Here is a 24498-nt window from a genome sequence, read left to right as displayed (position 1 = left end):
TTGCTCGCGCCTACAGGAGGTGTATATCAACGCCCCTTGATCACCATGTCCGCCGGGGTTTCCCCCACTGCCTGCCAGTTCGGCCGATACATCGACTCCACTTGCGGCGGCGGCACACGATAGGTGCCGGGCGTCACCGCACGGGCCAGGTACAGCAGGTGTGTGGTGCCGTAGCCGTCCAGATTCAGCGCCGCCACGTAGCGGTCATCGCGGAACTCCTGATGCTTGAGGGACGCGTTCTGCATCGACTCGCGCCATTCCTTGACCTGGCTGCTGGCGTTTTCCAGGCTGGCGGCACTTTGTGCCAGGTTCTGGTTTTCCAGCTCCAGGCCGGCTGGCAACAAGTCCACCACCAGGGCATCCGGCACCCGCTGCTTATTGGCACTGACTGCCAGGTGCACCAGCACCAGATCACCACTGTTGAGATTGCGCAGGTTCAGCGGCTGGCCATTCATCCCCAGGTATTCACGACGAATACTCAGGTTCTCACCACCAGCGGCCGGTGGCTGCAGTGGATAACCGGAAATGCTCAGTTGCTGGTAGACCGGCTCGCTGCCCTCGTTACGTAAGGTCAGCGGCGAGGCCAGCAACGCACCTTCCAGCTTCAAGCCCGATTGCCCGTTGTTCAGCTCGCGGGTTTCGCCGCCGCTGGTGAACTGGGCGGTCCAGTTGGATTCCGGCTTGCCCAGCAGGCCACGACCAGCGAGGAAAAGCGAATTACGCTCCTGGGTCGACAGCCACTGATTGGCGGCCATCTGGTCCGACAGGTCGAACAGCCGCTCCTCGCGCTTGCCCTTGGCCAAGTCGTTCTCTTCCAGCAACGCCAGAATCATCGCCTGGTCCCGCAGCGGGCTGCCGTAGTCGGCCAGCCACTCATTACCTTTACGGGTAGCCGCCAGCCCAGCCACCAAGGCTTGATCGGCACGGGGCTGATCGCCCATTTTTTGCAAGGCGATGGACAGTTGCACCAACGGCAAACCAGAACGGGCATCGGTACGCCGTTCGAACAAGCTGCGCAACGCTCCCAGCGGCGCCTGCTGACTGCGGGCCAGGACCATGCCTGCGTAGGCCTGCACTGCAAAGCGGGTGTGGTCGGCGTTGTCGCTGTAGTCGACTTCGATCAGGTTGCGTTCCTGAACATAACGCAGCAGTCGCTCGCTGGCCTTTTTCAGTGCTTCAGGCGGCACGGCAAAACCTTGCTCGCGAGCCCGCAGCAGGAAGTCGGTGACATAAGCCGTCAGCCAGTACTCTTCCTCACCATCGGCGCCCCACAGACCAAAGCTGCCGTTGTAGCGCTGCATGCCCAGCAGGCGCTCAATGCCTATCTCGATCTTGCGCTTGCGCTCGGCATCCGGCTCACCCTTGAGGCCCAGGCGCGTGAGCACCGCCGCATCGGCATACAACGACGGGTACAGACCGCTGGCGGTTTGCTCCAGGCAACCATAGGGGTAAGCCTTGAGCGCTCGAATCTGTTCACCGAGGTTCAACGGCGGACGGCTCGACAGGCTCAGTAACGCTTCGCGTCCGGCCGGTTCGAACAGCGCCAGTTCGGCGTCTGGCAAGCTCCAGGTTTCATCCTTGAGCACCGCGCGGTATTGCTTGAGCAGCGCCGGATAAGCCGGACGCACGCCCAGGGTCCATTCGCGGGAAAACGGCGGCAGGTTCTCACCCGGCAAGTCGAGGCCATTGACGGTGACCTTGACCTTGCCCTGGCCAAACCCACCCAACGCCCGCACGGGAATCTGCAAGGTGGTGCGCTGGCCTTGAGTCAGTTGCACGCTATGGGATGGCTCGCCGAGCAGGGCCAACTGCCCTTCGGCAGTCAATTGCACATCCAGCTTCTGCGACTTGCCCGACAGGTTGGACAAGTCCAGGGCCAGGCGTGTCTGGTCACCGCCAGCCAGGAAGCGCGGCGCCGACAGCTCGGCAATCAGTGGCGCGGCAATCACCGTCTTGCCTTCGGCCATACCGTAGCGATCGTCACTCCAGGCTTGGGCCATCAGGCGCAGTTCACCGTTGAAGTCGGGGATATTGACGCTGACTTCGCCCTCGCCTTTCTCGTTCAACGTGACCGGCGCGCTCTGCAACGCGACGATGGTCACACTGGTGTCCGGGCGCTTGCCGCCTTTGGCCAGCGCCGCATCGCCGCCGAACGCCAGGCTGGCCAGACGGCCCTGCCCGGCTTCGATCAGTTGGCCATAGATGTCGAACTGGTCCACGCCGTAAGCCTTGCGGCCAAACAGGCTGGAGTACGGGTCCGGGGTCGGGTACTCAGTGATATTGAGAATGCCCACGTCCACCGCTGCCAGCAGCACATGGACTTGTTTCGGCACGCTGCCGTCGGCATTTTTAGCCGTAATCTTCACCGTCAGTGGCTGCTTGGGACGCATTTTTTCCGGTGCTGTGAGCGTCAGGCCAAGCTTGCGCTGGGTGCGATCAAGCGGCAGATGGAGCAAGCCCACTGCACGTTTTGGCGTGATATTGGCCTTGCGCTCGCCAGGGCGAATCACCAGGGCGCTGACGTACAGATCATGACGTGACCATTTCGGATCGAGCTTCACCGCAAAGCTTTTGCCTTCGGCCGGCACATCGATTTCCTGCCACCACAACGGGCCTTCGCTGGATTCCACCAGCAAGTAACCTTTGCCCGCAGCCGGTGGCGTGACCGTAACGTTGGCGGTGTCGCCGTCGCCATAGGCCGGTTTATCCAGCGCCAGCTTGACCTGATCCGGACGCACGGCGCCGCCTTCGGTGTTGTCCTGGGCCTGGTAGCCAGCCCAGAAACGCACGCTGCTGATCAGCCCGGTCTGCGGGTCTTCGACCTCGACACGGTACGGGCCCCACTCCACCTGGAAGCTGACCTTGGCGGTGTCGCCGGCCTTGATGTTGACGGTCTGTTCGTCGAGGTTGAGGAATTTCTCGTTGTAGTGATAGCTCCAGCCGTCGTTGTCCGAGTAGTTCCAGTAATAGTCGCGACGCTCGCGCACCAGTCGCACCTTGAGGTTCTCGGCGGCAAGTTTCTGGCCTTCCTGGTTGGCCACCAGCACTTCGAATTCCGCAGGGCCATCGCCATTGGTCTCGGTGCCGTCGAACAAGCCGCGCAAGCCCGGCAGTTGCTCGGCCGGCCATATCGGTTGCACCAACCGGCGAGTGATCGGGCGACCGCCGGACTCTTGCAGGCTGGCCTGGACGATTAGTTGCAGCGGCGACTTGGCATCGCGCCATTTGCTTTCCAAGGTCAGCAGTTCTTCGCCCTTGGCGTCGAGTACGCTTTCGTCCAGTTCGAAATCCTGGCTCAGTTCTTCTTCAGTCACCGAACCAAACTGATAACCCGGCAGCGACTTGACCGCCTCGCGCAGCGGTCGCACATAGACTTGCCCACTGACCCGATTGCCGGACGCTGGCGCGCCATACAGGTAGCGGCCATTGACGTGAATGGTGGCGTTGTCAGCAGGGCTCAGCGGTGTGTCGCTACCCTTGAGTTCCAGGGCCAGGCGTTCGGGCAGGAAGTCTTCGACGAGGAATTCATAGAGTTGCGGCTTGCCGTCACCCAGGTCGAACACCAACTGCCAGCGCCCGGTCGGCGCTTCACCGGCCAGTTGCAGTTGGTATTGATACAGACCAGAAGCGTCAGCGTCCCAGACAAACTTGCGGCTGACCTGCTCATCGGGGCGACGTACTTCCACGCTCACCGGCTGCGGCTTGACGGCCTGACCGTCCTTGTCCCGTAGCAAGGCGTTGAGCAGCACGGTTTCGCCGGGGCGATACAGGTCACGGGGGCCAAATACAAAAAATTGCAGCGGGTGTGCCGGCTGGCCGCCGATGTCGAACTCCGCCAGGTCCAGAGCAGCACTGTCCAGACGCAGCAGGCTGGTTTGCTCGCCCTGCTTGGCCAGCAGCACCTGGGCCTTTTTCGGCAACGGCAACTGGGCATGGCCGCCCTTCTCGGTTTTACCCTGGCCGAGCACGCGGCCTTCGGCATCGAGGATTTCCAGCTCGACACCGTCCAGAGCCTTGCCGCCTTCCAGGGCCTGGGTGAAGACGTCCAGGCGATTCTGGTAGCGGTGCACCGACAGGCCGATATCACTCAAGGTGAACAGCGTGGCCGGTTGAGAATAGTTGTAGGTGCCCGAGGCGCGCATGACCGCGAGGTAGACGCCAGGCTCTTGCAATTGCTTGAGGCCGGCAATCGGCAGCAACAGGGTTTCACGGGTATTGCGCGCTGGATTGAGGTCAAAGCGGCCGCCATACACCAGGTCGGCCATGGGCAGCAGTTCGCGGGACTCATAACTTTGCAGGCTGGTGTTGCGGCCCCACTGGGCGAGGAACGCCGGCAGGGATTCGGGCTTGATGCGGAAGAATTCGACGTCGATCTTGTCGACGTTCAGCGCAATCACCGGCAGGCCTTCGGCCAAGCGGGTCGGCAACAAGGTGCCACGGCTGGCGAAACCGACGGTGGCTTGCAGGTCACGGGTTTCCAGGCGGCTGACGTACTCGGCGGCGAGCTTGGCGTCGTTGACCCCACGCAGGCCGGCGTCCACGGTCAGCACCAGTTTGCGCTGGGGCTCAAGGTGGCGCAGGCGCAGTTCCATGAGGTTGTCCGACAGCTCCCAGGCCCCATCGACCTTGCCTGCCTTGCTGTCCACCAAATGCAGTTTGCCTTCGAACTTCTGCTCGGGGTCCAGCGGGATCGAGAAACTCACCGACAAGGTACTCGCGCCGTCCAGTTGGACTTCGGACACGTCCACCACACTTAACTCACGACCGGCATAGCGCTGCTTGAGCGCCGCCACGTCTACCGCTGGCTTGACCTGTTTCGGTGCTGTCGCCGCCGCAGGTGCGGGAGGAGCAACCGGTTTATCAGATGAATCGCAGGCGCTCAGCAGGGCCAGCGCGCAAGCCAGGAACAGTCCTTTGTTAAGCATGGGGCACTCGTTGTCAGGGATGTCTGAGGGGTGAACTATATATCAGTGGCACCGAACCGGCTGTGGCGCTGCTCACATTGACCGACGCAGGGCACTGATCGTTCCCATGCTCCGCGTGGGAATGATCAAGTCGCGTATGCCACAGGCCCAGTTACAATGCTGCTCCCCAAAGGAGTCTGCATGTCCACCCTACTTACCGACTGGCGCCACCGCTCCACCCATCGCCGCGTCTGGGCCCTGGCGGCGCCGATGATTCTGTCGAATATCTCAGTGCCGCTGGTAGCGCTGGTGGACAGCATGGTCATCGGCCATCTGCCCCATGCTCATCAACTCGGTGCCGTGGCCGTCGGCGCCAGCCTGTATACCTTCCTGGCCTGGGCCATGGGTTTCCTGCGCATGGGTTCCACCGGGTTTGCCGCCCAGGCTGCCGGGCGCGGGGATGGTGCGGCGTTGCGGCAGATTCTGTTGCAGGGTTTGCTGCTGGCGCTGGGATTGGCGATGGTGCTGGGGACCATTGGGGTTCCATTGAGCGGCCTGGTACTGGACTGGATGCAACCTTCGCCTGAGTTGAGTCAGCTGACTCGCGAATTTTTCCACACTCGTTTGTTCGGCCTGCCCGCCGCCCTGGCCACTTATGCCTTGGTTGGCTGGTTCCTCGGCACCCAGAACGCCCGCGCACCGCTGGCAATCCTGTTGACCACCAACCTGGTGAACATCGCCCTGAACCTGTGGTTCGTCATGGGCCTGGATTGGGGCGTGGTGGGTTCGGCTCGCGCCTCGGTGATCGCCGAATGGACCGGCGCCCTGCTGGGCCTGGCGCTGACGCAAAAAGCCCTGCGCGCTTACCCCGGCCATATTGCCTGGGCTGCCTTGAAGCTTTGGGCAAGCTGGCGCCCTTTATTGGCGGTCAACCGCGACATCTTTATCCGCAGCCTGGCCCTGCAATCGGTGTTTTTCATGATCACCGTGCAAGGTGCTCGTTTGGGCGATACCACCGTGGCGGCTAATGCGCTACTGCTCAACGGCCTGTTGCTCACCGCCCATGCACTGGACGGACTGGCCCACGCCGTCGAAGCGCTATGCGGCCATGCCATCGGCGCCCATGACCGTCAGGCCTTGCGCCGCACGCTGGTGGTCGCCTGCGGTTGGTCACTGCTGGCCAGCGCCGCCTTCGCCCTGCTCTTCGCCGTTGCCGGCCACTTGTTTATTGCCATGCAGACCGACATTCCCAGCGTGCGCGAAACGGCGTTCATCTACTTACCGTACCTGGCGGTACTGCCGCTGCTTGCGGTGTGGAGTTATCTGCTGGATGGGCTGTTCATCGGTGCCACCCGTGCGCGCGAAATGCGCAACGGCATGCTGCTGAGTGTCGCCCTTTTGCTACCGTTTGCCTGGGCACTGCAAGGTTTTGGCAATCACGGACTCTGGCTGACCTTCCTGTTGTTCATGGTCCTGCGCAGCGTGATCCTGGCCGCCTTCGCCTGGCACTTGAGCCGCCAGGATCGATGGTTCTCCCAAGGTTGAGTCCGCCGAGCGAACATAAAAAAACCCACCAGCAACGGTGGGTTTTGTTTAGCCGCTAACGACTCAAGACGACAGGTACGAAGACCGCGTCAGCCCCAGACGTAATGCATCGAGGAACTGGGTCCGCTCCGCTGCCGTGATCTTGGCGCTGGCGCACTTGTCACGGTAGTGAGTCATCAACTCTTCCGGCGACAAGTGCACATAGCGCAGCATGTCTTCGATGGTGTCGTGGGTTTCGATCCCAGCGCTGTACACCGAACCGTCCTCCTTCTGGTAGAGGTTCACCGAGTCGGTGTCACCGAACAGGTTGTGCATGTCACCAAGAATTTCCTGGTAGGCGCCCACCAGGAAAATCCCCAGCAGGTAATCCTCTCCTTCGTTCAAGGCATGGACCGGCAGGCTGGTTTCAATGCTCTGCTCGTCGACGTATTGCTTGATCTTGCCGTCGGAGTCGCAGGTCAGGTCTTGCAGCACGGCGCGGCGCATCGGCTCTTCGTCGAGACGGTGCAACGGCAGGATCGGCAGCACCTGGCCGATGGCCCAGGTGTCCGGCAGGCTCTGGAACACCGAGAAGTTGCAGATGTACTTGTCGGCGAGCTTGTCGTTGAGTTCGTCCAACACTTGGCGATGGGAGCGCTGACGAGCCTTCAACGAATTGTGCAGACGGCGGCACACGGCGAAGTAGCACTGCTCGGCCAGGGCTTTTTCTGCCAGGGTCAGTTTGCCGTCGGCGTACTGGGAGGCCACGTCGCTCATGTAGTGGGTGGCGCGCCAGTAGGTTTCGGTGACCATTTCAATGTCGGTCGGACCCAGCAGGTCCGCCAGCCATTGCACGGTCTCCGGCAGATTTTCCCTGTTCTCGATCGCCGGCACATCGTCGTTGTGTTTCTCGACGTCGGTGACTTGCACCACCAGGATGGCGTGGTGGGCGGTCAGGGAACGGCCGCTCTCGGAGAAAATATTCGGGTGCGGCAGGTTCTGGGCGTCGCAGAATTCTTTGAGCATGCCGACCACGACACCGGCGTAATCGTCCATGTCGTAGTTGATCGAGCTGGCGTTGCGCGAATGAGTACCGTCGTAGTCGACACCCAGGCCGCCGCCGACGTCGATGTGGTCCACCGGCAGGCCGAGGTTGCGCAGTTCGCCGTAGTAACGAATGGCTTCCTTGAACCCGTGCTGGTAGTCCGCCAGGTTGGCGATCTGCGAGCCCATATGGAAGTGCAGCAGGCGAACGCCCTGGTCCAGGCTGGCGGCGCGGAAACGCTCAACCACCGACAACAACTGCGCGGCCGACAAGCCGAACTTGGATTTCTCGCCACCGGTGTCCGCCCACTTGCTCGACGCCAGCGACGACAGACGCACTCGCAGCCCGATCTGAGGCTTGACCTTGAGGTTGGCGGCTTCTTCGATCACCAGACCGACTTCGGACTCTTTCTCGATCACGATAAAGACGTTGTGGCCCAGCTTCTGGCCCATCAGCGCCAGGCGGATGAACTCGCGGTCCTTGTAGCCGTTGCAGACGATGGTGCCACCCTTCGGCGCCAGGGCCAGGACTGCCAGCAGTTCCGGCTTGGAGCCGGCTTCCAGGCCGATGGACACGTCCTGGGTGGCGATGATGTTTTCAATCACCGCTTCCTGCTGGTTGACCTTGATCGGGTACAGCGCGGTGTATTTGCTCTGGTATTCCAGGCGCTCGATATTGGCGTCGAAGGCACCGGTCAACTGACGCACGCGGTCTTGAAGAATGTCCGGGAAGCGCACCAACAGAGGCAAGGACAGGCCGCTTTTGCGCAACTGGTCCACTTGCTCGTACAAATCGATGGGTGAACTGCTGGGGCCGTTCGGACGAACTTCGACGCGACCGGCGTCATTGATCGCGAAATACCCGGCCCCCCAATGGCGAATTCCGTAAACACTACGGCTGTCCGCAACTGTCCATTGGCTGCCATCGTCTTTGCGTGTGCGTCGTACGGACATCGAAGTCCCCTATATAAAGTCGAAGAGCGCCACCCAATTCAGAGGCTGGCGCAGTCTAAAGAGTGAAAATGACGATTTGCCTGTGAGAGGGGTAGACCCCACTTGCAGGACAGAGTTTAGACACCAGTCAGGAACAGGCTCTGTGAAAACCATGAGAGCGACGGCCTGGCCTTGAACTGCAAGGCATCGGGCTCATCGGGGAGGTGGTTTTCACAGAGGCTGCTAGCCGCCGGACTTCTTCGCCTTGTAACCGAGCTTGATCAGCTCGGCCAACAGCAATTCGACGTGATCGCCCTGGATTTCGATGACCCCGTCTTTCAGGGCGCCACCGGTGCCACAACGCTTCTTCAGCGTGGTGACCAACTCCTTGAGCCCATCCTCGGCCAACGGTACGCCGGTGATGGTCGTCACCGTCTTGCCGCCGCGGCCCTTGCTCTCGCGACGTACGCGGGCAATACCATCGCCCTCAGGGATCAGGGCTTGTTTGCAGGTACAGGCGTCCACGGGCTGGCGACAGTCCGGGCAATGTCGACCTGCGTCGGTGGAAAATACCAGACCACCAAGGGCGGCGAAGGATGCGGCTTTTTTGGCCACCGGCAATCCTCTTGGGAGGACAAAGACTGATCAGCGCCCGTAAAAGGGTCACCGACCGCGAAGCCCCACTCAGGCAGGGGCAGCGCTACTGAACCGCAAACACTTCAAAAACCTGTAGGAGCGAGCTTGCTCGCGAAAAACCTGAGGACGGTGCGTGCTGTCTGGCAGCCCGCGTTATCGTTGACGTCCTTCGCGAGCAAGCTCGCTCCTACATGATGAAGCAAAGGCGGTTCAGCTTGAAAAGTCGCGCAGTGTAACGACAAAAAGCCCACTTGCTAAGAGTCAAATAGCGCAATTTTATGCAACTTTAGCGACGTGAGGCCAGATAACGATGCAGCGCGGCCAGGGAGTCCGGGCAGTAGGGCTTTTCTTCGATATCCTTGAGCACCGCTTCGACAGGCATGAAGCGCGCTTCCAGCACTTCTTCAGGCTGCAGATGCAAAGGCCCGTCCCACACCGCAGAGAACGCCGAACACCACAGCCGGTTGCCGGTGTCTTCAAAGAAGAAGTGGTCATGGGCGGTCAGTTCAACACCGCTGACGCCCAACTCCTCTTCCAACTCACGGGCCGCCGAATCGGCGTAGGTCTCTCCGGCAGCAACCATGCCGCCCGCGGCCACATCCCAGTAACCGGGGTAAATAGCCTTGCTCAGAGTTCGCCGATGCACACACAGCTCACCGACAGAATTGAACAGCATGATGTAGGTGCCTCGCCCGATCAGGCCACGCTGGCGTAAATCGGAGCGCACCAGAGCGCCGAGCAGGTTGTCCTGCTCGTCGACCCAGGCAATCTGTTCGGCATCCGAGGCCGCACGGTGGGCGGCCTCTTGGGTACTATCAACCATGACTCAACCCTGGTTAAGCAGTTGACGCAAATCGATCACCGCCGCGTTGGCCCGGGAAATATAGTTGGCCATCACCAGCGAGTGGTTAGCCAACACGCCGAAGCCGCTGCCATTGAGGATCATTGGGCTCCACACCGGCTCTTGCGAGGCTTCCAGTTCACGAATGATCTGACGCACGCTGACCGTGGCGTTCTTCTTGGCCAGTACGTCGGCGAAGTCGACTTCGATGGCACGCAACAAATGAGACAGCGCCCAGGCCTGGCCACGCGCCTCATAGAACACGTTGTCGATCTGCATCCATGGGGTTTCCACCACTTCCTCATCGACCTGCGGCACTTCACCCGGCGCCAGGGCTTCGGTTTTCAGTGCGGTATTGAGCTTGACCCGGCCGACGCTGGCCGACAGCCGTTGCGACAACGACCCCAGGCGAGTGGCAACATCACCGAGCCAGTTATTCAGGTTGTCGGCGCGGGCATAAAACAGCGCGCCTTTCTGATTAGGGTCCGACAACCGCGCTTCATAGCGGCTCAGGGAGTTGATGCCATCCTGGTATTCCGATTCGCTGGACGGCAGCACCCAACTCCTGTTGTCGAAGTTGAAGCGCGGCTCAGCCTTGGCCAAGTCCGCATCTTCCGCCGACTGCGACTGGGACCGAGCAAAGTCCTTGCGCAGAGCGCGGGTCAGGTCACGGACCTGGACCAGCACGCCATATTCCCAACTCGGAGTGTTGTCCATCCACAGGCCCGGCGGGAATCGATCATTGGAGATATAACCGCCCGGCTTGTTGAGCAACGTGCCAACGACGGTCTTGAGGGTTTCGACGGTGGTGAAGCCCAACACCATTTGCTTGCCGTCTTTCTCGGCGGCAATCTGGGCGTTCTGCTGGACCGGGAACAAGGCCGGCTCCTGGCTCCAATACCAGCCCAGGCCACCGCTGACCAGCAGGTAAAGGGCCACCAGGGTGAGCAAGGCGCGGCTCATCAGCAGGCCACGCAAATAGCTGCGGGGAGCTGACTTGGGCGCAGGGCTTGGGCCCGGTGCGCTGCCTGCACGGTTTTTCCAGTCCAGCATGGCGATATCCTTTCAATCACTTGAGTTCATGCACTTGAGTCGATGGCGTGCGTTCAATAGCTACGACCATAACCCTACCCCATCGTGCCAGTCTGTGCGGGGCTTTTAAATCAAGGTGGCGCTGGGGCGGCGTTCAACTATAAAGGATGGGCGCTTTTACGTCTGCGCGACCCAGCGATCAGTAAGTGAAAAAGCAGGACCTTGCAGTTAATTGATGTATGACACTCGTGCGAATGGAAAGAGGTGCTAGCATAGGGCCATCAATCGACCTCAGCGTGCACCCTTACTAGTAGTCAGGATATGACCGAGCCAGAAGACCCCAGCCGTGAGCGCCTCAAGCACCATTTTGCCCAGCGGGTAATTCATCAGGCGCGTCAAATTCTTGAGATCTGGCAGCGCCTGCAGCGCAGCGAGTGGTCGAGCGCCGATTTATCCGAACTCAGCGAAGCCAACCTGCGCCTGCTGCGTTTCGCCGAGCGTTTCGAACAGCCGGAACACGGCCAACTGGCACGGCACATCATTGAAGCACTCAAGGCTGTGGACGATAATCGCGGCCGCTTGAGCAGCAACCTGATCACCGAACTCAACCGTTTGATGCAGCGCCTTTCTCGCACCGGCTTGCGCCAGGGCGACCAGCTGGAACAAACCTCACTGCCACCGATGCGCAAACCGATCTACGTGATGCTGGCCGATCACGACCGCGCCGAGCGCCTGGCCAAGCAGCTGGAGTTCTTCGGCTTGAGCGCACAATCCCTGGACAGCGTGGCGGCATTTCGCTCATCCATGGCCGAGCGCTTGCCGGCGGCGATTGTGATGGACGTGGATTTCTGCGGCACAGGCCTGGGCCTGCTATTGGCGGCCGAAGCCCAGGAAGGTCTGGAGCAGAAACTGCCGCTGCTGTTTTTCAGCCTGCACGAAACCGACACCCCGACTCGCCTGGCCGCCGTGCGCGCTGGAGGCCAGGAGTTTCTGACCGGCACGCTGGAAGCATCGAGCCTGCTGGAAAAAATCGAGGTGCTGACCTGCGTCGCCCAGTATGAACCCTATAAAGTGCTGATCATCGACGACTCCCGTGCCCAGGCTATGCACACCGAGCGCCTGCTCAACAGTGCCGGCATCGTCACCCGCACCCTGATCGAGCCGATCCAGGCCATGGCCGAGCTGGCGGACTTCCAGCCTGACCTGATCATCCTCGACATGTACATGCCCGCCTGTACTGGCACCGAATTGGCCAAGGTCATTCGCCACAACGACCGCTATGTCAGCGTGCCGATTATTTACCTGTCGGCCGAAGACGACCTGGACAAGCAACTGGACGCCATGAGTGAAGGCGGCGACGACTTCCTCACCAAACCGATCAAGCCACGGCACCTGATCACCACCGTACGCAACCGCGCAGCAAGGGCCCGGCATCTAAAGGCGCGGATGGTGCGCGACAGCCTGACTGGGCTGTACAACCACACCCATATCCTGCAACTGCTGGAAGACTGCAGCTTCCGCGCCCGTCGCGAGGCCAAGCCGTTGAGTTTTGCCATGCTCGACATCGACCACTTTAAGCGGGTCAACGACAGCCACGGCCATCCCATGGGCGACCGCGTGATCAAGAGCCTAGCGCTGTTTCTCAAGCAGCGACTGCGCAAGACTGACTTTATCGGCCGCTATGGCGGCGAAGAGTTCGCCATCGTCATGCCCGACACCGACATGGACTCTGCCTACAAAGTACTCGATGAAATTCGTGGGCGTTTTGCTGAAATTCATTACCCGGCCCAACCCCAGGACCTCTGGTGCACCTTCAGCGCCGGAGTAGTTGAACTATGCGATGGCTCCGACAGCCTGATGATGGCCGCCCAGGCCGATGAAGCGCTGTACCGCGCCAAGCATGCCGGGCGCAATCGTGTGCAGGCCGCCGAACAATCACGGCAAAGTGCCACCTTTTCATCGGATTCTACTCAGCCTGTCATAACCTTGTAACGAAAGCGCAATAACTTCAGGCACTTATCCTTCTGCCGTTGGTTGAAACCACGCATGCGCCTGAAGCTGCTGACGAATCTGAACACCCTTCTGCTGGTCGCCGTTTGCCTGGCCCTGGGCGCTACGCTCTGGTGGTCGCAACGGGCGCTGGAGCGCCCTTACCTATTGATGGAACGCTATCTGGGCTTGTCTCAGACCTTCCAGAATCAGGCCGCTCGCAATATCGACGACTACCTGGCCAGCGGCGATGCACTGCGCCTGAGCAGCGCCAGCCAGAGCCTGGAAAACCTGCTGCAAGACCTCGACGAACTGCCTCCTGACCTCGCTCACAACCTGCGCCCCAGCCTTGCCGACCTGGATGGTTTCAGCAAGACCGAGCTGCTGGCCGCCGGCAAGCTGGCGGGCGATCCGCAAGCCCTGCTGCTGCAAGCCGAGCGGGAGCTGGGGGCTAACCTGGAGCAACTGAGTCAGTACGCCGCAGGCGTCAATACTCCTGAGGCGGCACGTTATCTACCGCCCTTGCTGGCGGCATCCCAACATTTGGCCAAACTGTCCCTGGCCAGGGACAAGCTGGTCAGCAGTGGACGCAGTGAACTGGCCGACGATGTCGAGCGGGAAGTGGCCAGCATCCGCAGCCAGACTGACTTGCTGGAACAACTGCCATTGCTGGGTGTGACGGGCAACAGCGAGTCCAATAGCGACGACTTCTCGGCGATGATGGGTTTGCAAGGCAGCGAAAAAACCGTGGCCCAGGACACCGGCGTCGACCTCAAGCGCGAACTCAACAGCCTGCTGACCCGCTATCCGGCAGAGCTGAAACGTACCCGCGAGCAAATCCGCCAACGGGGTGAACTGGCCGCTGCCACTCGCCTGAAAATCGACGCAGTGCAACAAGCCATCGCCGCACTGGAGCCCGTGGTGCGGGCCCAGCACGGGCAGATCCAGGGTGAAGTGCGGGTAATGCAGGGTGTGATGATTGGCTTGATCCTGTTGATCGCCCTGCTGATCGACACCTTGCAGCGGCGCCTAGCGCGGGTGCTGACCAATCTGGCGCCGGCGTTGTCGAACTGGGCCGAAGGTGATTTCAGCCAGGCGATAGCATTGGGCGCGACCAACCGCGAACTGCACGACATCGAGGCCTCTCTCAATCGTTTACGGGTTTATCTGGTGAACCTGGTGGGCACCATTCGCGAAAACGCCGAACAAGTAGCCGGCAGCAGCCGGGCCCTCGCTGAACTGAGTGGTGGCCTGCATGACGGTGCCGAGCGCCAGGCCGGTGATACCGCGCAGATTCGTGATTCCCTTGGGGAGCTGGAAGCCACCATTCAACAAGTGGCAGGCGATGCCAGCCAGGCCGCCGGGGCCAGCCGTAGTGCCGGCCAAGCCGTGGAACAAGGCCAGCGGGTGATTGGCTTGAGCCTGACCGGGTTGTACGCGCTGGTCGGGGAGGTCCAGGAGAACGCACAGATGATCGAAAAGCTGGCCGAAGAGTCCGCCACCATTGGCGGTGTATTGACGGTGATCCGCTCGATTGCCGACCAGACCAACCTGCTGGCCCTCAACGCTGCGATCGAAGCGGCCCGTGCCGGTGAGGCCGGCCGCGGGTTTGCCGTGGTCGCTGACGAAGTCCGATCACTGGCCCAGCGCACAGCGGGTGCCACTGCAGAAATCCAGACCCTGATTGCCAACTTGCAAACCGCCGCCCGGCAATCGGTGGAAGGCATGCGCGCCCAGGTCGAACACGCCGAAGCCACCGCCCAGCAAGCCCAGGCCGCCGATGGTGCGCTGGATGAAATCGTCGGCGCGATCCAGACCATTTCCGACACTGCCGTACGCATTGCTGATGCCACCGCCCAGCAAAGCGGCGCGGTCAGTGAGATCCGGGATAACAGTGAGCGGATTCATCAGTTGGGCGAGGATAACTTACTGCGTATTGGCCAGGGTCGTAGCCAGGGCGAGCATTTGCTGGCGCTCGGTGGGCAACTCAATACCGCCGTGCAGGCCTTTCGCGTCTGACATTTCCCACATGGCGTACAGAGTGCTCCCAGTGACCGGATACGATACCCCAGTCACATATTTTGCGTAATCCTCGCTAATCGTGCTGCCTATTGTAGGGAACTGGACAGTCACAAAGGCTTTGCGGCATAGTCGCCGGGTTCTGCCGCACCCACACCAATAACAAGGAACAGCCGATGGCGACCTTACTGGTTCTGCACGGACCCAACCTGAACCTGCTCGGCACCCGTGAACCGGGCGTCTACGGTGCAGTGACCCTCGAACAGATCAACCTCGATCTGGAGCGACGGGCTCGTGATGCCGGCCACCATTTGCTCTACCTGCAAAGCAATGCCGAGTACGAATTGATTGATCGCATTCACGCCGCGCGCAGCGAAGGCGTGGACTTCATCCTGATCAATCCCGCCGCTTTTACGCACACAAGCGTTGCATTACGTGACGCGCTGCTGGCGGTGAGCATCCCATTCATCGAAGTGCATTTATCGAACGTGCACAAACGCGAACCTTTCCGCCATCACTCTTACTTCTCCGACGTTGCAGTAGGAGTGATCTGCGGCCTTGGCGCCAGCGGTTACCGACTGGCCCTGGAGGCCGCCCTGGAACAGCTTGAAGAACAGGCCAAGCGCCCCTGACCGACCCTTGGGAGTTGACGATTCATGGATATCCGTAAAGTTAAGAAACTGATCGAACTGCTGGAAGAATCCGGTATCGACGAGCTGGAAATCAAGGAAGGCGAGGAATCCGTACGGATCAGCCGTCACAGCAAGACCCCGGCCCAACAGTTCTACGCGCCACAGATGCAAGCACCGGCACCTGCCCCAGTGGCCGCTGCTCCGGTTGCTACTGTCGCTGAAGCCCCAGCAGCACCGAAACTGAACGGTTTCGTGGTCAAGTCGCCAATGGTCGGTACGTTCTACCGCACCCCGGCACCGACCTCGCCAGCCTTTGCTGAAATCGGCCAGACCGTCAAAGTGGGCGACACCATCTGCATCGTTGAAGCGATGAAGATGATGAACCACATCCAGGCTGAAAAAGCCGGTGTGATCGAATCCATCCTGGTAGAAAACGGTCAGCCGGTTGAATTCGACCAACCGCTGTTCACCATCGTTTGAACCGCGGAGAACCAACGATGTTGAAACCTGCGAAGCTGGAAAAAGTCCTGATCGCCAACCGCGGCGAAATCGCCCTGCGGATCTTGCGCGCTTGCAAGGAAATGGGTATCAAGACCGTCGCGGTGTACTCGACTGCCGACAAAGAGCTGATGCACCTGGGCCTGGCGGACGAGACGGTTTGCATAGGCCCTGCGCCTGCCAGCCTGTCTTACCTGCACATCCCGGCGATCATCGCAGCAGCTGAAGTGACCGGCGCTACCGCCATTCACCCAGGCTACGGTTTCCTCGCGGAAAACGCCGATTTCGCCGAACAGGTGGAAAAATCCGGTTTTGCCTTCATCGGCCCGAAAGCTGACACCATTCGCCTGATGGGCGACAAGGTTTCGGCCAAGCACGCCATGATCGCTGCCGGCGTGCCGACCGTTCCAGGCTCTGACGGCCCGTTGCCCGAAGACCCGGAAACCGCCCTGCGCATTGGTCGCGAAGTCGGTTACCCGGTGATCATCAAGGCCGCTGGCGGCGGTGGTGGTCGCGGCATGCGTGTGGTGCATCGCGAAGAAGACCTGATTGAAGCAGCCAAGCAGACCCGCGAAGAAGCAGGCGCCTGGTTCAGCAACCCGATGGTCTACCTCGAAAAATACCTGACCAACCCACGTCACGTGGAAGTTCAGGTGCTTTCCGACGGCCAGGGCCACGCCATTCACCTGGGCGACCGCGACTGCTCGCTGCAGCGCCGTCACCAGAAGGTTCTGGAAGAAGCACCGGCACCAGGCCTGGATGAAACCGCTCGTGCAGAAGTCCTCGCGCGCTGCGTCAAGGCGTGCATCGACATCAACTACCGTGGCGCTGGCACCTTCGAGTTCCTCTACGAGAACGGCAGTTTCTACTTCATCGAGATGAACACTCGTGTGCAGGTAGAGCATCCAGTATCGGAAATGGTCACTGGCATCGACATCGTCAAGGAGATGCTCAGCATCGCCGCTGGCAACGCGCTGTCGTTTACCCAGGATGACGTGAAGATCCACGGCCACTCGCTGGAGTGCCGGATCAACGCCGAAGACCCGAAAACCTTTATGCCGAGCCCGGGCATGGTCAAGCACTTCCATGCACCAGGTGGCAACGGCGTTCGCGTCGATTCGCACCTGTACAGCGGCTACAAGGTCCCGTCGAACTACGACTCCCTGATCGGCAAGCTGATCACCTGGGGCTCGACCCGCGACGAAGCCATGGCACGCATGCGCAATGCCCTGGACGAAATCGTGGTTGACGGCATCAAGACCAACATCCCGTTGCATCGGGATCTGGTTCGCGATGAAGGCTTCTGCGAAGGTGGTGTGAACATTCACTACCTGGAACACAAGCTGGCTAATCAGTAAGCGAAGTGATCCACCCAACAAGGCCGCCTTCGGGCGGTTTTGTTGTCTCTGAGGTATCAGAAACAACGCACGATCAATGTGGGAGCCGGGCTTGCCTGTCTCCCACATTGATCTGCGTGTGTCCAGCGGTGTCGTCTTCTGCCCCCACCTCGCGTAAACTGGCGCGCTTCCCGCAGCCCCACCCCGCTGCACACTCATTTTTTCAAAGGTGCCCGCCATGCCTTGGCTGCAAGTCCGTCTCGCCATCAGCCCAGAACAAGCCGAAACCTACGAAGACGCGTTCCTTGAAGTGGGCGCGGTGTCGGTGACCTTCATGGACGCCGAAGATCAACCCATCTTCGAACCCGAGCTGAACACCACCCCGCTGTGGTCCCACACCCATCTGTTGGCGCTGTTCGAAGACGGCACCGAGGCCGCCAGCGTGCTGGCCCATATGGAGCTGTTGACCGGCAGCCCGCTGCCCGAACACCACAGCGAGATCATCGAAGACCAGGACTGGGAACGCAGCTGGATGGACAATTTCCATCCCATGCGTTTCGGCCAGCGCCTGTGGATCGTACCGAGCTGGCACGCCGCCCCCGAGCCTGACGCGGTGAATCTGCTGCTGGACCCTGGCCTGGCATTTGGCACCGGCACCCACCCGACCACCGCCCTGTGCCTGGAATGGCTCGATGGCCAGGACTTGCAGGACTGCAACGTACTGGACTTCGGCTGTGGCTCGGGAATCCTGGCCATCGCTGCCCTGCTGCTGGGCGCGAAGGAAGCGGTCGGTACCGACATCGACGTGCAAGCCCTGGAAGCCTCCCGCGATAACGCCGGGCGTAATAACATCGCCGAAGATAAATTCCCCCTGTACCTGCCGGAGCAACTGCCACAGGTACAGGCCGACGTGCTGGTGGCCAACATTCTGGCCGGCCCACTGGTGTCGCTGGCCCCGCAGCTGTCCAGCCTGGTCAAGCCGGGTGGCCGCCTGGCGCTGTCAGGTATCCTCGCCGAGCAGGGCGAAGACGTCGCCGCCGCTTACGCCCAGGATTTCGAGCTGGACCCGATCGCCAACCGTGACGGCTGGGTACGCATCAGTGGTCGTCGGCGCTAGAATGAGCGCCTGCATGAATCGGATGGCCGCATGACCGACAGTTTCGTCACCCAGTGCCCGCATTGCCACGCCCGCTTTCGCGTAAGCCACGCACAACTGAGCGTGGCCCGCGGCGTGGTTCGTTGTGGCTCTTGCCTGCAAGTGTTTAATGCCGCCCGGCAATTGCTGGAGCAGCGCGCCAGCGCGCCTGAGCCTCAAGCTGCGGCAACGGCAGAAGCAGCACCGCGCGCCGTCAGCCAGAAACAATGGACCGCTGAAGAGCTGGACCTAGACAACCTGGACCTGGACGAAGAACTGGCCAAGCTGGAGCGTCGCGAGATTCAGCACACCCAGCCTCTGGGTGCAGACCGTCGGCAACCAGGCTCCGACCGTCGGCAAAATGAAGATTCCCTCAGCGCCAGCCGCAATACAGCCAACTCTGAAGAAGAACAATGGGCTGCCAGCCTGTTCAGTGATCCGCCTGATGAGCGGACTCCAGCGCCACAAGCGGCGGACAATGAACCTGAACCGGCAAAGGCTGTAGCAGGAAAACCCAAGCGAACCGAACCCTCGATGTCGTCCGACACCCTGGAGTCGGACGATGAGCCAACGCTGCACACCAGAAGAACCGATGACCACTTCGACCCGTCCGAGCCACCGGTAACCGACGAGCCTCAAGAACAGCCGCAGTCACGCCGCAAACGACCCCATCCCGCCGCAAGCGCCCACGATGACATGCTGCAGGAGCTGGAAGACGACCCCCTGCACCTCTACACCCAGAAGCGCCCTTCCGGCTGGGGCCGTCGCCTGCTCTGGATTCTGCTGGTGCTACTGGCCGCTGCCGCCCTGGCCGGCCAATATATTGCCTACCAATTCGACGACCTGGCGCGCCAGGATAAATACCGGCCCTGGTTCCAGGAGCTGTGCCCGAAACTGGGCTGCACCGTGCCTTCCAGGGTCGATATCGCCCACATCAAGAGCAGTAACCTGGTGGTACGCAGCCACCCGGAGTTCGCCGGAGCCCTGGTGGTCGACGCAATCATCTATAACCGTGCGACGTTCTCCCAACCATTTCCGCTGCTGGAGCTACGCTTTGCTGACCTTAACGGGCAGATGATCGCCAGCCGACGCTTCAAACCCGCCGAATACCTCAGCGGCGAGCTGGCGGGCGTGACCGAGATGCCGTCCCAGACTCCGATTCACATCGCCCTGGACATCCTCGATCCCGGCAACAAGGCGGTGAATTACAGCCTGAGCTTCCACTCTCCCGAATGAATCGGCTCAGGCACCAGGGTTTGACGGCAGATTATTGACTACGCCGTTCGCTACCAAACCGGCAGCGATAAGAAAATAACTGTTCAGATTTTATCCAATTCAGCCTTTATCCAGTCATCGAGAGCGGGTATCATGCCAACCCTTTTTCGAACTCTAATGATCCGGCCCCACAACAGGGAAGTCCTATGTCGGCGGTACGCATCGGCCCATACACATTGCACAACGGCTTGATTCTCGCCCCTATGGCGGGCGTCACCGACCAGCCCTTTCGTCAGCTGTGCAAACGACTGGGTGCAGGCCTTGTGGTCTCAGAAATGGTCACCAGCGACATGAGTTTGTGGAATACCCGCAAGTCGCGGATGCGCATGATCCACGAAGGCGATCCCGAGCCCCGCTCGGTACAGATCGCCGGTGGTGATGCGCAAATGCTGGCGGATGCCGCCCGGGCCAACGTCGAGTTGGGGGCGCAGATTATTGATATCAACATGGGCTGCCCGGCAAAAAAAGTCTGCAACAAAGCAGCCGGTTCTGCTTTGCTCAAGGATGAAGCGTTGGTACGCGAGATCCTGCATGCCGTTGTCGCTGCAGTGGATGTGCCGGTCACCCTGAAGATTCGCACCGGGTGGGACCGGGAGAACAAGAACGGCCTGACGGTGGCGAAGATCGCCGAACAGGCCGGCATTACAGCGCTGGCGGTGCATGGCCGCACCCGCGCCGACCTTTATACCGGTGAAGCCGAATACGACACCATTGCCGCGATCAAGCAGGCAGTGTCGATTCCGGTCTTTGCCAACGGCGACATCGACTCGGCCGAGAAAGCCCGGCGCGTGCTGCACGCGACCGGGGCCGACGGTCTGTTGATTGGCCGGGCTGCCCAAGGGCGGCCATGGATTTTTCGTGAAATCGATCATTTTCTGCGTACCGGCGAAATTTTGCCGGCACCGGAGTTGATCGAGGTGGAACGTATTCTGCTAGAGCATCTGGCCGCCCTGCACGTCTTCTACGGAGACGTGATGGGAGTACGCATTGCTCGCAAGCATGTCGGCTGGTATCTCGCAACCTTGCCGGGCGCCAGGGAGTTTCGCGCCCACTTCAATCGTTTGGATGATACGCAAGCACAGGTCGCCAACGTTCGTGAGTTTTTCGCCGAACGTTACAAGAGCCTGGTGACAGGGGACGGAGAAGGGGTGGCCGCATGACGATGATGACCGAGACTTTAGTGAGTGGAACAACACCCGTGAGCGACAACGTCAATTTGAAACAGCACCTCAACACGCCGAGCGAAGAAGGCCAGACCCTTCGCGGGAGTGTCGAGAAGGCGCTGCACAATTATTTCGCCCACCTTGAGGGCGCTGCCGTCACGGACGTGTACAACCTGGTGCTCTCCGAAGTCGAGGCGCCCTTGCTCGAAAGCGTGATGAACTACGTCAAGGGCAACCAGACCAAGGCCAGTGAGCTGCTCGGTCTCAACCGTGGCACGCTGCGCAAGAAACTCAAGCAGTACGATTTGCTGTAAGCATTCAATCAAACCAGAAAGGCGTCCGCGTAAAAACGGTCGCCTTTTTTGCTGACTCCTTTGCTTTTGATGGAAATTGAAATGACCGACCAGACTACCCGCCTGCCGATCCGCCGTGCCTTGATCAGCGTCTCCGACAAGACCGGTATCCTCGAATTTGCCCGGGGGCTGGAAGCCCTGGGCGTGGAGATTCTCTCCACCGGCGGGACCTTCAAACTGCTGCAGGACAACGGCGTGGCCGCAGTGGAAGTGGCGGACTACACCGGTTTCGCAGAAATGATGGACGGTCGGGTCAAGACCCTGCACCCGAAAATCCACGGCGGTATCCTCGGTCGTCGCGGTATCGACGATGCCATCATGACCGAACACGGCATCAAGCCGATCGACTTGGTGGCCGTTAACCTCTACCCGTTCCAATCCACCATCAACAAGCCAGGTTGCGACCTGCCAACCGCCATCGAGAACATCGATATCGGCGGCCCGACCATGGTTCGCTCGGCAGCCAAGAATCACAAGGACGTGGCCATCGTGGTCAACGCCAGCGATTACGGCCAAGTCCTGGAAAGCCTCAAGGCCGGCGGCCTGACCTACGCTCAGCGCTTCGACCTGATGCTCAAGGCCTTCGAACACACCGCTGCCTACGACGGCATGATCGCCAACTACATGGGCACCGTGAACCAGGCCGCCGAATCCCTCTCGACCTCCGATCGCAGCCAGTTCCCGCGCACTTTCAACAGCCAGTTCATCAAGGCCCAGGAAATGCGTTACGGCGAGAACCCGCACCAGAGCGCGGCGTTCTACGTGGAAGCGACGCCTGCCGAAGTCGGCATCGCCACCGCGACCCAACTGCAAGGCAAGGAGCTGTCCTACAACAACGTAGCCGACACCGACGCCGCGCTGGAATGTGTGAAAAGCTTCGTCAAACCAGCCTGCGTGATCGTCAAGCATGCCAACCCGTGCGGCGTGGCCGTGAGCCCGGACGCTGAAGGCGGTATCCGCCAGGCCTATGAATTGGCCTACGCCACCGACACCGAGTCAGCGTTCGGCGGCATCATCGCCTTCAACCGTGAACTGGACGCCGAAACGGCCAAGGCCATCGTCGAGCGTCAGTTTGTTGAAGTGATCATCGCGCCTTCCGTTAGCGAAGAAGCCCGCGCCATCGTTGCCGCCAAGGCCAACGTGCGCCTGCTGACCTGCGGCGAGTGGTCGACGGACCGTGCCGCTGCCTGGGACTACAAGCGCGTCAACGGCGGCTTGCTGGTACAGAGCCGCGACATCGGCATGATCGGCAGCGAAGACCTCAAGGTAGTGACCAAGCGCGCCCCGACCGAGCAGGAAATCAACGACCTGATTTTCGCCTGGAAAGTGGCCAAGTACGTTAAGTCCAACGCCATCGTCTACGCCAAGAACCGCCAGACCATCGGCGTCGGCGCAGGCCAGATGAGCCGCGTGAACTCCGCGCGCATTGCCGCGATCAAGGCTGAACATGCAGGCTTGCAGGTACAGGGTTCGGTCATGGCATCGGATGCGTTCTTCCCGTTCCGTGATGGCCTGGACAATGCCGCCAAAGCGGGCGTCACTGCGGTGATCCAGCCGGGCGGCTCGATGCGTGATAACGAAGTGATTGCTGCCGCTGATGAAGCGGGCATCGCCATGGTCTTCACCGGCATGCGCCACTTCCGTCACTAACAGCACTGCTTTCACCTGTAGGAGCGAGCTTGCTCGCGAAGAACGATAACGCGCCGCGCTGTTTCAGAGACCCCGCGCTATCGTTAGCCACCATCGCGAGCAAGCTCGCTCCTACAGAAAATCACTGTGTTTCCCAGATTTGCGTCATCCGAGGTTTTTGAAATGAATGTTTTGATCATTGGCAGCGGTGGCCGTGAACACGCTCTGGCCTGGAAAGTTGCCCAGGACCCGCGCATCCAGAAAGTTTTCGTCGCACCCGGCAACGCCGGTACCGCCATTGAAGCCAAGTGCGAAAACGTCGCCATCGACGTATTGGCCCTTGAGCAGTTGGCCGATTTCGCCGAGAAAAACGTCTCCCTGACCATCGTCGGTCCGGAAGTCCCATTGGTAGCCGGCGTCGTGGACCTGTTCCGCGCCCGTGGCCTGGATTGCTTCGGCCCTACCGCCGGCGCCGCCCAGCTGGAAGGTTCGAAAGCCTTCGCCAAGGACTTCCTGGCTCGCCACAAGATCCCGACCGCCGACTACCAGAACTTCACCGAGATCGAGCCAGCCCTGGCTTATCTGCGTGAAAAAGGCGCGCCAATCGTGATCAAGGCCGACGGCCTGGCCGCCGGTAAAGGCGTGATCGTCGCCATGACCCTGACCGAAGCCGAAGACGCTGTGCGCGACATGCTCGCCGGCAACGCCTTTGGTGAGGCCGGTTCGCGCGTGGTGATCGAAGAATTCCTCGACGGCGAAGAAGCCAGCTTTATCGTCATGGTCGACGGCAAGAACGTCCTGCCGATGGCCACCAGCCAAGACCACAAACGCGTCGGCGACGGTGACACTGGCCCGAACACGGGCGGCATGGGTGCCTACTCCCCTGCCCCGGTGGTCACCGCCGAGGTTCACAAGCGTGTGATGGACCTGGTGATCTGGCCGACCGTGCGCGGCATGGCCGACGAAGGCAACGTCTACACCGGCTTCCTGTACGCCGGCTTGATGATCGACAAGGCCGGCAACCCGAAGGTTATCGAGTTCAACTGCCGCTTCGGTGATCCGGAAACCCAACCGGTGATGCTGCGCCTGCAATCGAGCCTGGTGCTGCTGGTGGAGGCTGCCCTCGCCCAAGCCCTGGACAAGGTTGAAGCCCAGTGGGACCCGCGCCCCAGCGTTGGCATTGTGCTGGCGGCCGGCGGTTATCCTGCCGATTACGCCAAGGGCGATGTGATTCAAGGCCTGGACGCAGCGGCTTCTCTGGAAGGTAAAGTGTTCCACGCCGGCACCGCGCTCAAGGATGGCAACGTGGTGACCGCAGGCGGACGCGTATTGTGCGCCACCGCAATGGGCGCCAGTGTCGATGCTGCCCAGCAGCAGGCTTACAAATTGGCAGCTAAAATCAACTGGCAGGGCTGCTTCTACCGCAAGGACATTGGCTATCGCGCCATTGCCCGTGAGCGTGGCGAAGATCAATAACCAGCTAGCCGTTCGGTTAGGCAAGGGCCCTTGGCCCTTGCCGTACTATTGCGGCCCCGCGCATAGTTAAACCCGTGT

At 60.8% G+C, this 24498-nt stretch carries 17 protein-coding genes; 12 read left to right on the top strand and 5 right to left on the bottom strand.

What is annotated here, in order from left to right; translation table 11 throughout:
* Positions 1-26 precede the first annotated feature (26 nt).
* Positions 27-4925, bottom strand: coding sequence for an alpha-2-macroglobulin family protein (locus AAEZ06_RS20575; RefSeq protein WP_350615935.1), 4899 nt, complete (start codon positions 4923-4925; stop codon positions 27-29).
* A 180-nt stretch (positions 4926-5105) separates the two neighbouring features.
* Here AAEZ06_RS20575 and AAEZ06_RS20570 point away from each other — a divergent pair, with 180 nt between their 5' ends.
* Positions 5106-6449, top strand: coding sequence for an MATE family efflux transporter (locus AAEZ06_RS20570; protein WP_350615933.1), 1344 nt, complete (start codon positions 5106-5108; stop codon positions 6447-6449).
* A 63-nt stretch (positions 6450-6512) separates the two neighbouring features.
* On the opposite strand, the gene speA is transcribed toward AAEZ06_RS20570, so the two are convergent.
* From speA to AAEZ06_RS20550, 4 genes are all read right to left on the bottom strand, one after another.
* The gene (speA, locus tag AAEZ06_RS20565; RefSeq protein WP_149411074.1) at positions 6513-8426 is read right to left on the bottom strand and encodes an arginine decarboxylase; all 1914 of its coding nucleotides are present in this window, start codon (positions 8424-8426) and stop codon (positions 6513-6515) included.
* A gap of 222 nt (positions 8427-8648) precedes the next feature.
* Positions 8649-9020, bottom strand: a complete 372-nt coding sequence (locus AAEZ06_RS20560) for a translation initiation factor Sui1 (RefSeq protein ID WP_350615930.1) — start codon at positions 9018-9020, stop codon at positions 8649-8651.
* Positions 9021-9327: 307 nt separating this feature from the next.
* Positions 9328-9864, bottom strand: coding sequence for an NUDIX hydrolase (locus AAEZ06_RS20555; protein ID WP_149411076.1), 537 nt, complete (start codon positions 9862-9864; stop codon positions 9328-9330).
* A gap of 3 nt (positions 9865-9867) precedes the next feature.
* On the bottom strand, positions 9868-10935 hold the full coding sequence (locus AAEZ06_RS20550) for a DUF2333 family protein (RefSeq protein WP_149411077.1): 1068 nt from the start codon (positions 10933-10935) through the stop codon (positions 9868-9870).
* A gap of 300 nt (positions 10936-11235) precedes the next feature.
* Here AAEZ06_RS20550 and AAEZ06_RS20545 point away from each other — a divergent pair, with 300 nt between their 5' ends.
* The 11 genes from AAEZ06_RS20545 (at position 11236) to purD (ending at position 24420) form a co-directional block, all read left to right on the top strand.
* Positions 11236-12906: a response regulator gene (locus AAEZ06_RS20545; RefSeq protein ID WP_149411078.1), complete on the top strand. Its 1671-nt coding sequence runs from the start codon at positions 11236-11238 to the stop codon at positions 12904-12906.
* A gap of 54 nt (positions 12907-12960) precedes the next feature.
* Positions 12961-14922 carry a methyl-accepting chemotaxis protein gene (locus tag AAEZ06_RS20540; RefSeq protein ID WP_149411079.1) on the top strand — a complete coding sequence of 654 codons (1962 nt, stop codon included), beginning with the start codon at positions 12961-12963 and terminating at the stop codon, positions 14920-14922.
* Between the two features lie 176 nt (positions 14923-15098).
* Positions 15099-15554 carry a type II 3-dehydroquinate dehydratase gene (gene aroQ, locus AAEZ06_RS20535; RefSeq protein ID WP_133101509.1) on the top strand — a complete coding sequence of 152 codons (456 nt, stop codon included), beginning with the start codon at positions 15099-15101 and terminating at the stop codon, positions 15552-15554.
* A 24-nt stretch (positions 15555-15578) separates the two neighbouring features.
* Positions 15579-16034, top strand: a complete 456-nt coding sequence (accB, locus tag AAEZ06_RS20530; RefSeq protein WP_133101508.1) for an acetyl-CoA carboxylase biotin carboxyl carrier protein — start codon at positions 15579-15581, stop codon at positions 16032-16034.
* 17 nt (positions 16035-16051) lie between these two features.
* Positions 16052-17410 carry an acetyl-CoA carboxylase biotin carboxylase subunit gene (accC, locus tag AAEZ06_RS20525; protein ID WP_149411080.1) on the top strand — a complete coding sequence of 453 codons (1359 nt, stop codon included), beginning with the start codon at positions 16052-16054 and terminating at the stop codon, positions 17408-17410.
* Between the two features lie 217 nt (positions 17411-17627).
* Complete coding sequence (gene prmA, locus AAEZ06_RS20520) at positions 17628-18506, top strand: 50S ribosomal protein L11 methyltransferase (protein WP_149411081.1); 879 nt, start codon at positions 17628-17630, stop codon at positions 18504-18506.
* A gap of 30 nt (positions 18507-18536) precedes the next feature.
* On the top strand, positions 18537-19760 hold the full coding sequence (locus AAEZ06_RS20515) for a DUF3426 domain-containing protein (protein ID WP_350615925.1): 1224 nt from the start codon (positions 18537-18539) through the stop codon (positions 19758-19760).
* A 185-nt stretch (positions 19761-19945) separates the two neighbouring features.
* The gene (gene dusB, locus AAEZ06_RS20510) at positions 19946-20959 is read left to right on the top strand and encodes a tRNA dihydrouridine synthase DusB (protein ID WP_149411083.1); all 1014 of its coding nucleotides are present in this window, start codon (positions 19946-19948) and stop codon (positions 20957-20959) included.
* Positions 20956-21276: a DNA-binding transcriptional regulator Fis gene (fis, locus tag AAEZ06_RS20505; RefSeq protein WP_003186237.1), complete on the top strand. Its 321-nt coding sequence runs from the start codon at positions 20956-20958 to the stop codon at positions 21274-21276. The genes dusB and fis overlap by 4 nt, the downstream gene beginning before the upstream one ends.
* Positions 21277-21357: 81 nt before the next feature.
* Positions 21358-22965, top strand: a complete 1608-nt coding sequence (gene purH / locus AAEZ06_RS20500) for a bifunctional phosphoribosylaminoimidazolecarboxamide formyltransferase/IMP cyclohydrolase (RefSeq protein WP_149411084.1) — start codon at positions 21358-21360, stop codon at positions 22963-22965.
* Between the two features lie 162 nt (positions 22966-23127).
* The gene (gene purD, locus AAEZ06_RS20490) at positions 23128-24420 is read left to right on the top strand and encodes a phosphoribosylamine--glycine ligase (protein ID WP_149411085.1); all 1293 of its coding nucleotides are present in this window, start codon (positions 23128-23130) and stop codon (positions 24418-24420) included.
* The last annotated feature ends 78 nt before the right edge of the window (positions 24421-24498 follow it).

Source organism: Pseudomonas sp. HY7a-MNA-CIBAN-0227 (genome assembly GCF_040310325.1).
Classification (GTDB): domain Bacteria; phylum Pseudomonadota; class Gammaproteobacteria; order Pseudomonadales; family Pseudomonadaceae; genus Aquipseudomonas.
This window is presented reverse-complemented; position numbering and strand designations above follow the sequence as displayed.

Bases quoted from the DNA above. Each gene is read 5' to 3' on its own strand.
- AAEZ06_RS20575 (WP_350615935.1), bottom strand. From the start codon at position 4,925: ATGCTTAACAAAGGACTGTTCCTGGCTTGCGCGCTGGCCCTGCTGAGC.
- AAEZ06_RS20570 (WP_350615933.1), top strand. From the start codon at position 5,106: ATGTCCACCCTACTTACCGACTGGCGCCACCGCTCCACCCATCGCCGC.
- speA (WP_149411074.1), bottom strand. From the start codon at position 8,426: ATGTCCGTACGACGCACACGCAAAGACGATGGCAGCCAATGGACAGTT.
- AAEZ06_RS20555 (WP_149411076.1), bottom strand. From the start codon at position 9,864: ATGGTTGATAGTACCCAAGAGGCCGCCCACCGTGCGGCCTCGGATGCC.
- AAEZ06_RS20550 (WP_149411077.1), bottom strand. From the start codon at position 10,935: ATGCTGGACTGGAAAAACCGTGCAGGCAGCGCACCGGGCCCAAGCCCT.
- AAEZ06_RS20545 (WP_149411078.1), top strand. From the start codon at position 11,236: ATGACCGAGCCAGAAGACCCCAGCCGTGAGCGCCTCAAGCACCATTTT.
- AAEZ06_RS20540 (WP_149411079.1), top strand. From the start codon at position 12,961: ATGCGCCTGAAGCTGCTGACGAATCTGAACACCCTTCTGCTGGTCGCC.
- aroQ (WP_133101509.1), top strand. From the start codon at position 15,099: ATGGCGACCTTACTGGTTCTGCACGGACCCAACCTGAACCTGCTCGGC.
- accB (WP_133101508.1), top strand. From the start codon at position 15,579: ATGGATATCCGTAAAGTTAAGAAACTGATCGAACTGCTGGAAGAATCC.
- accC (WP_149411080.1), top strand. From the start codon at position 16,052: ATGTTGAAACCTGCGAAGCTGGAAAAAGTCCTGATCGCCAACCGCGGC.
- prmA (WP_149411081.1), top strand. From the start codon at position 17,628: ATGCCTTGGCTGCAAGTCCGTCTCGCCATCAGCCCAGAACAAGCCGAA.
- AAEZ06_RS20515 (WP_350615925.1), top strand. From the start codon at position 18,537: ATGACCGACAGTTTCGTCACCCAGTGCCCGCATTGCCACGCCCGCTTT.
- dusB (WP_149411083.1), top strand. From the start codon at position 19,946: ATGTCGGCGGTACGCATCGGCCCATACACATTGCACAACGGCTTGATT.
- fis (WP_003186237.1), top strand. From the start codon at position 20,956: ATGACGATGATGACCGAGACTTTAGTGAGTGGAACAACACCCGTGAGC.
- purH (WP_149411084.1), top strand. From the start codon at position 21,358: ATGACCGACCAGACTACCCGCCTGCCGATCCGCCGTGCCTTGATCAGC.
- purD (WP_149411085.1), top strand. From the start codon at position 23,128: ATGAATGTTTTGATCATTGGCAGCGGTGGCCGTGAACACGCTCTGGCC.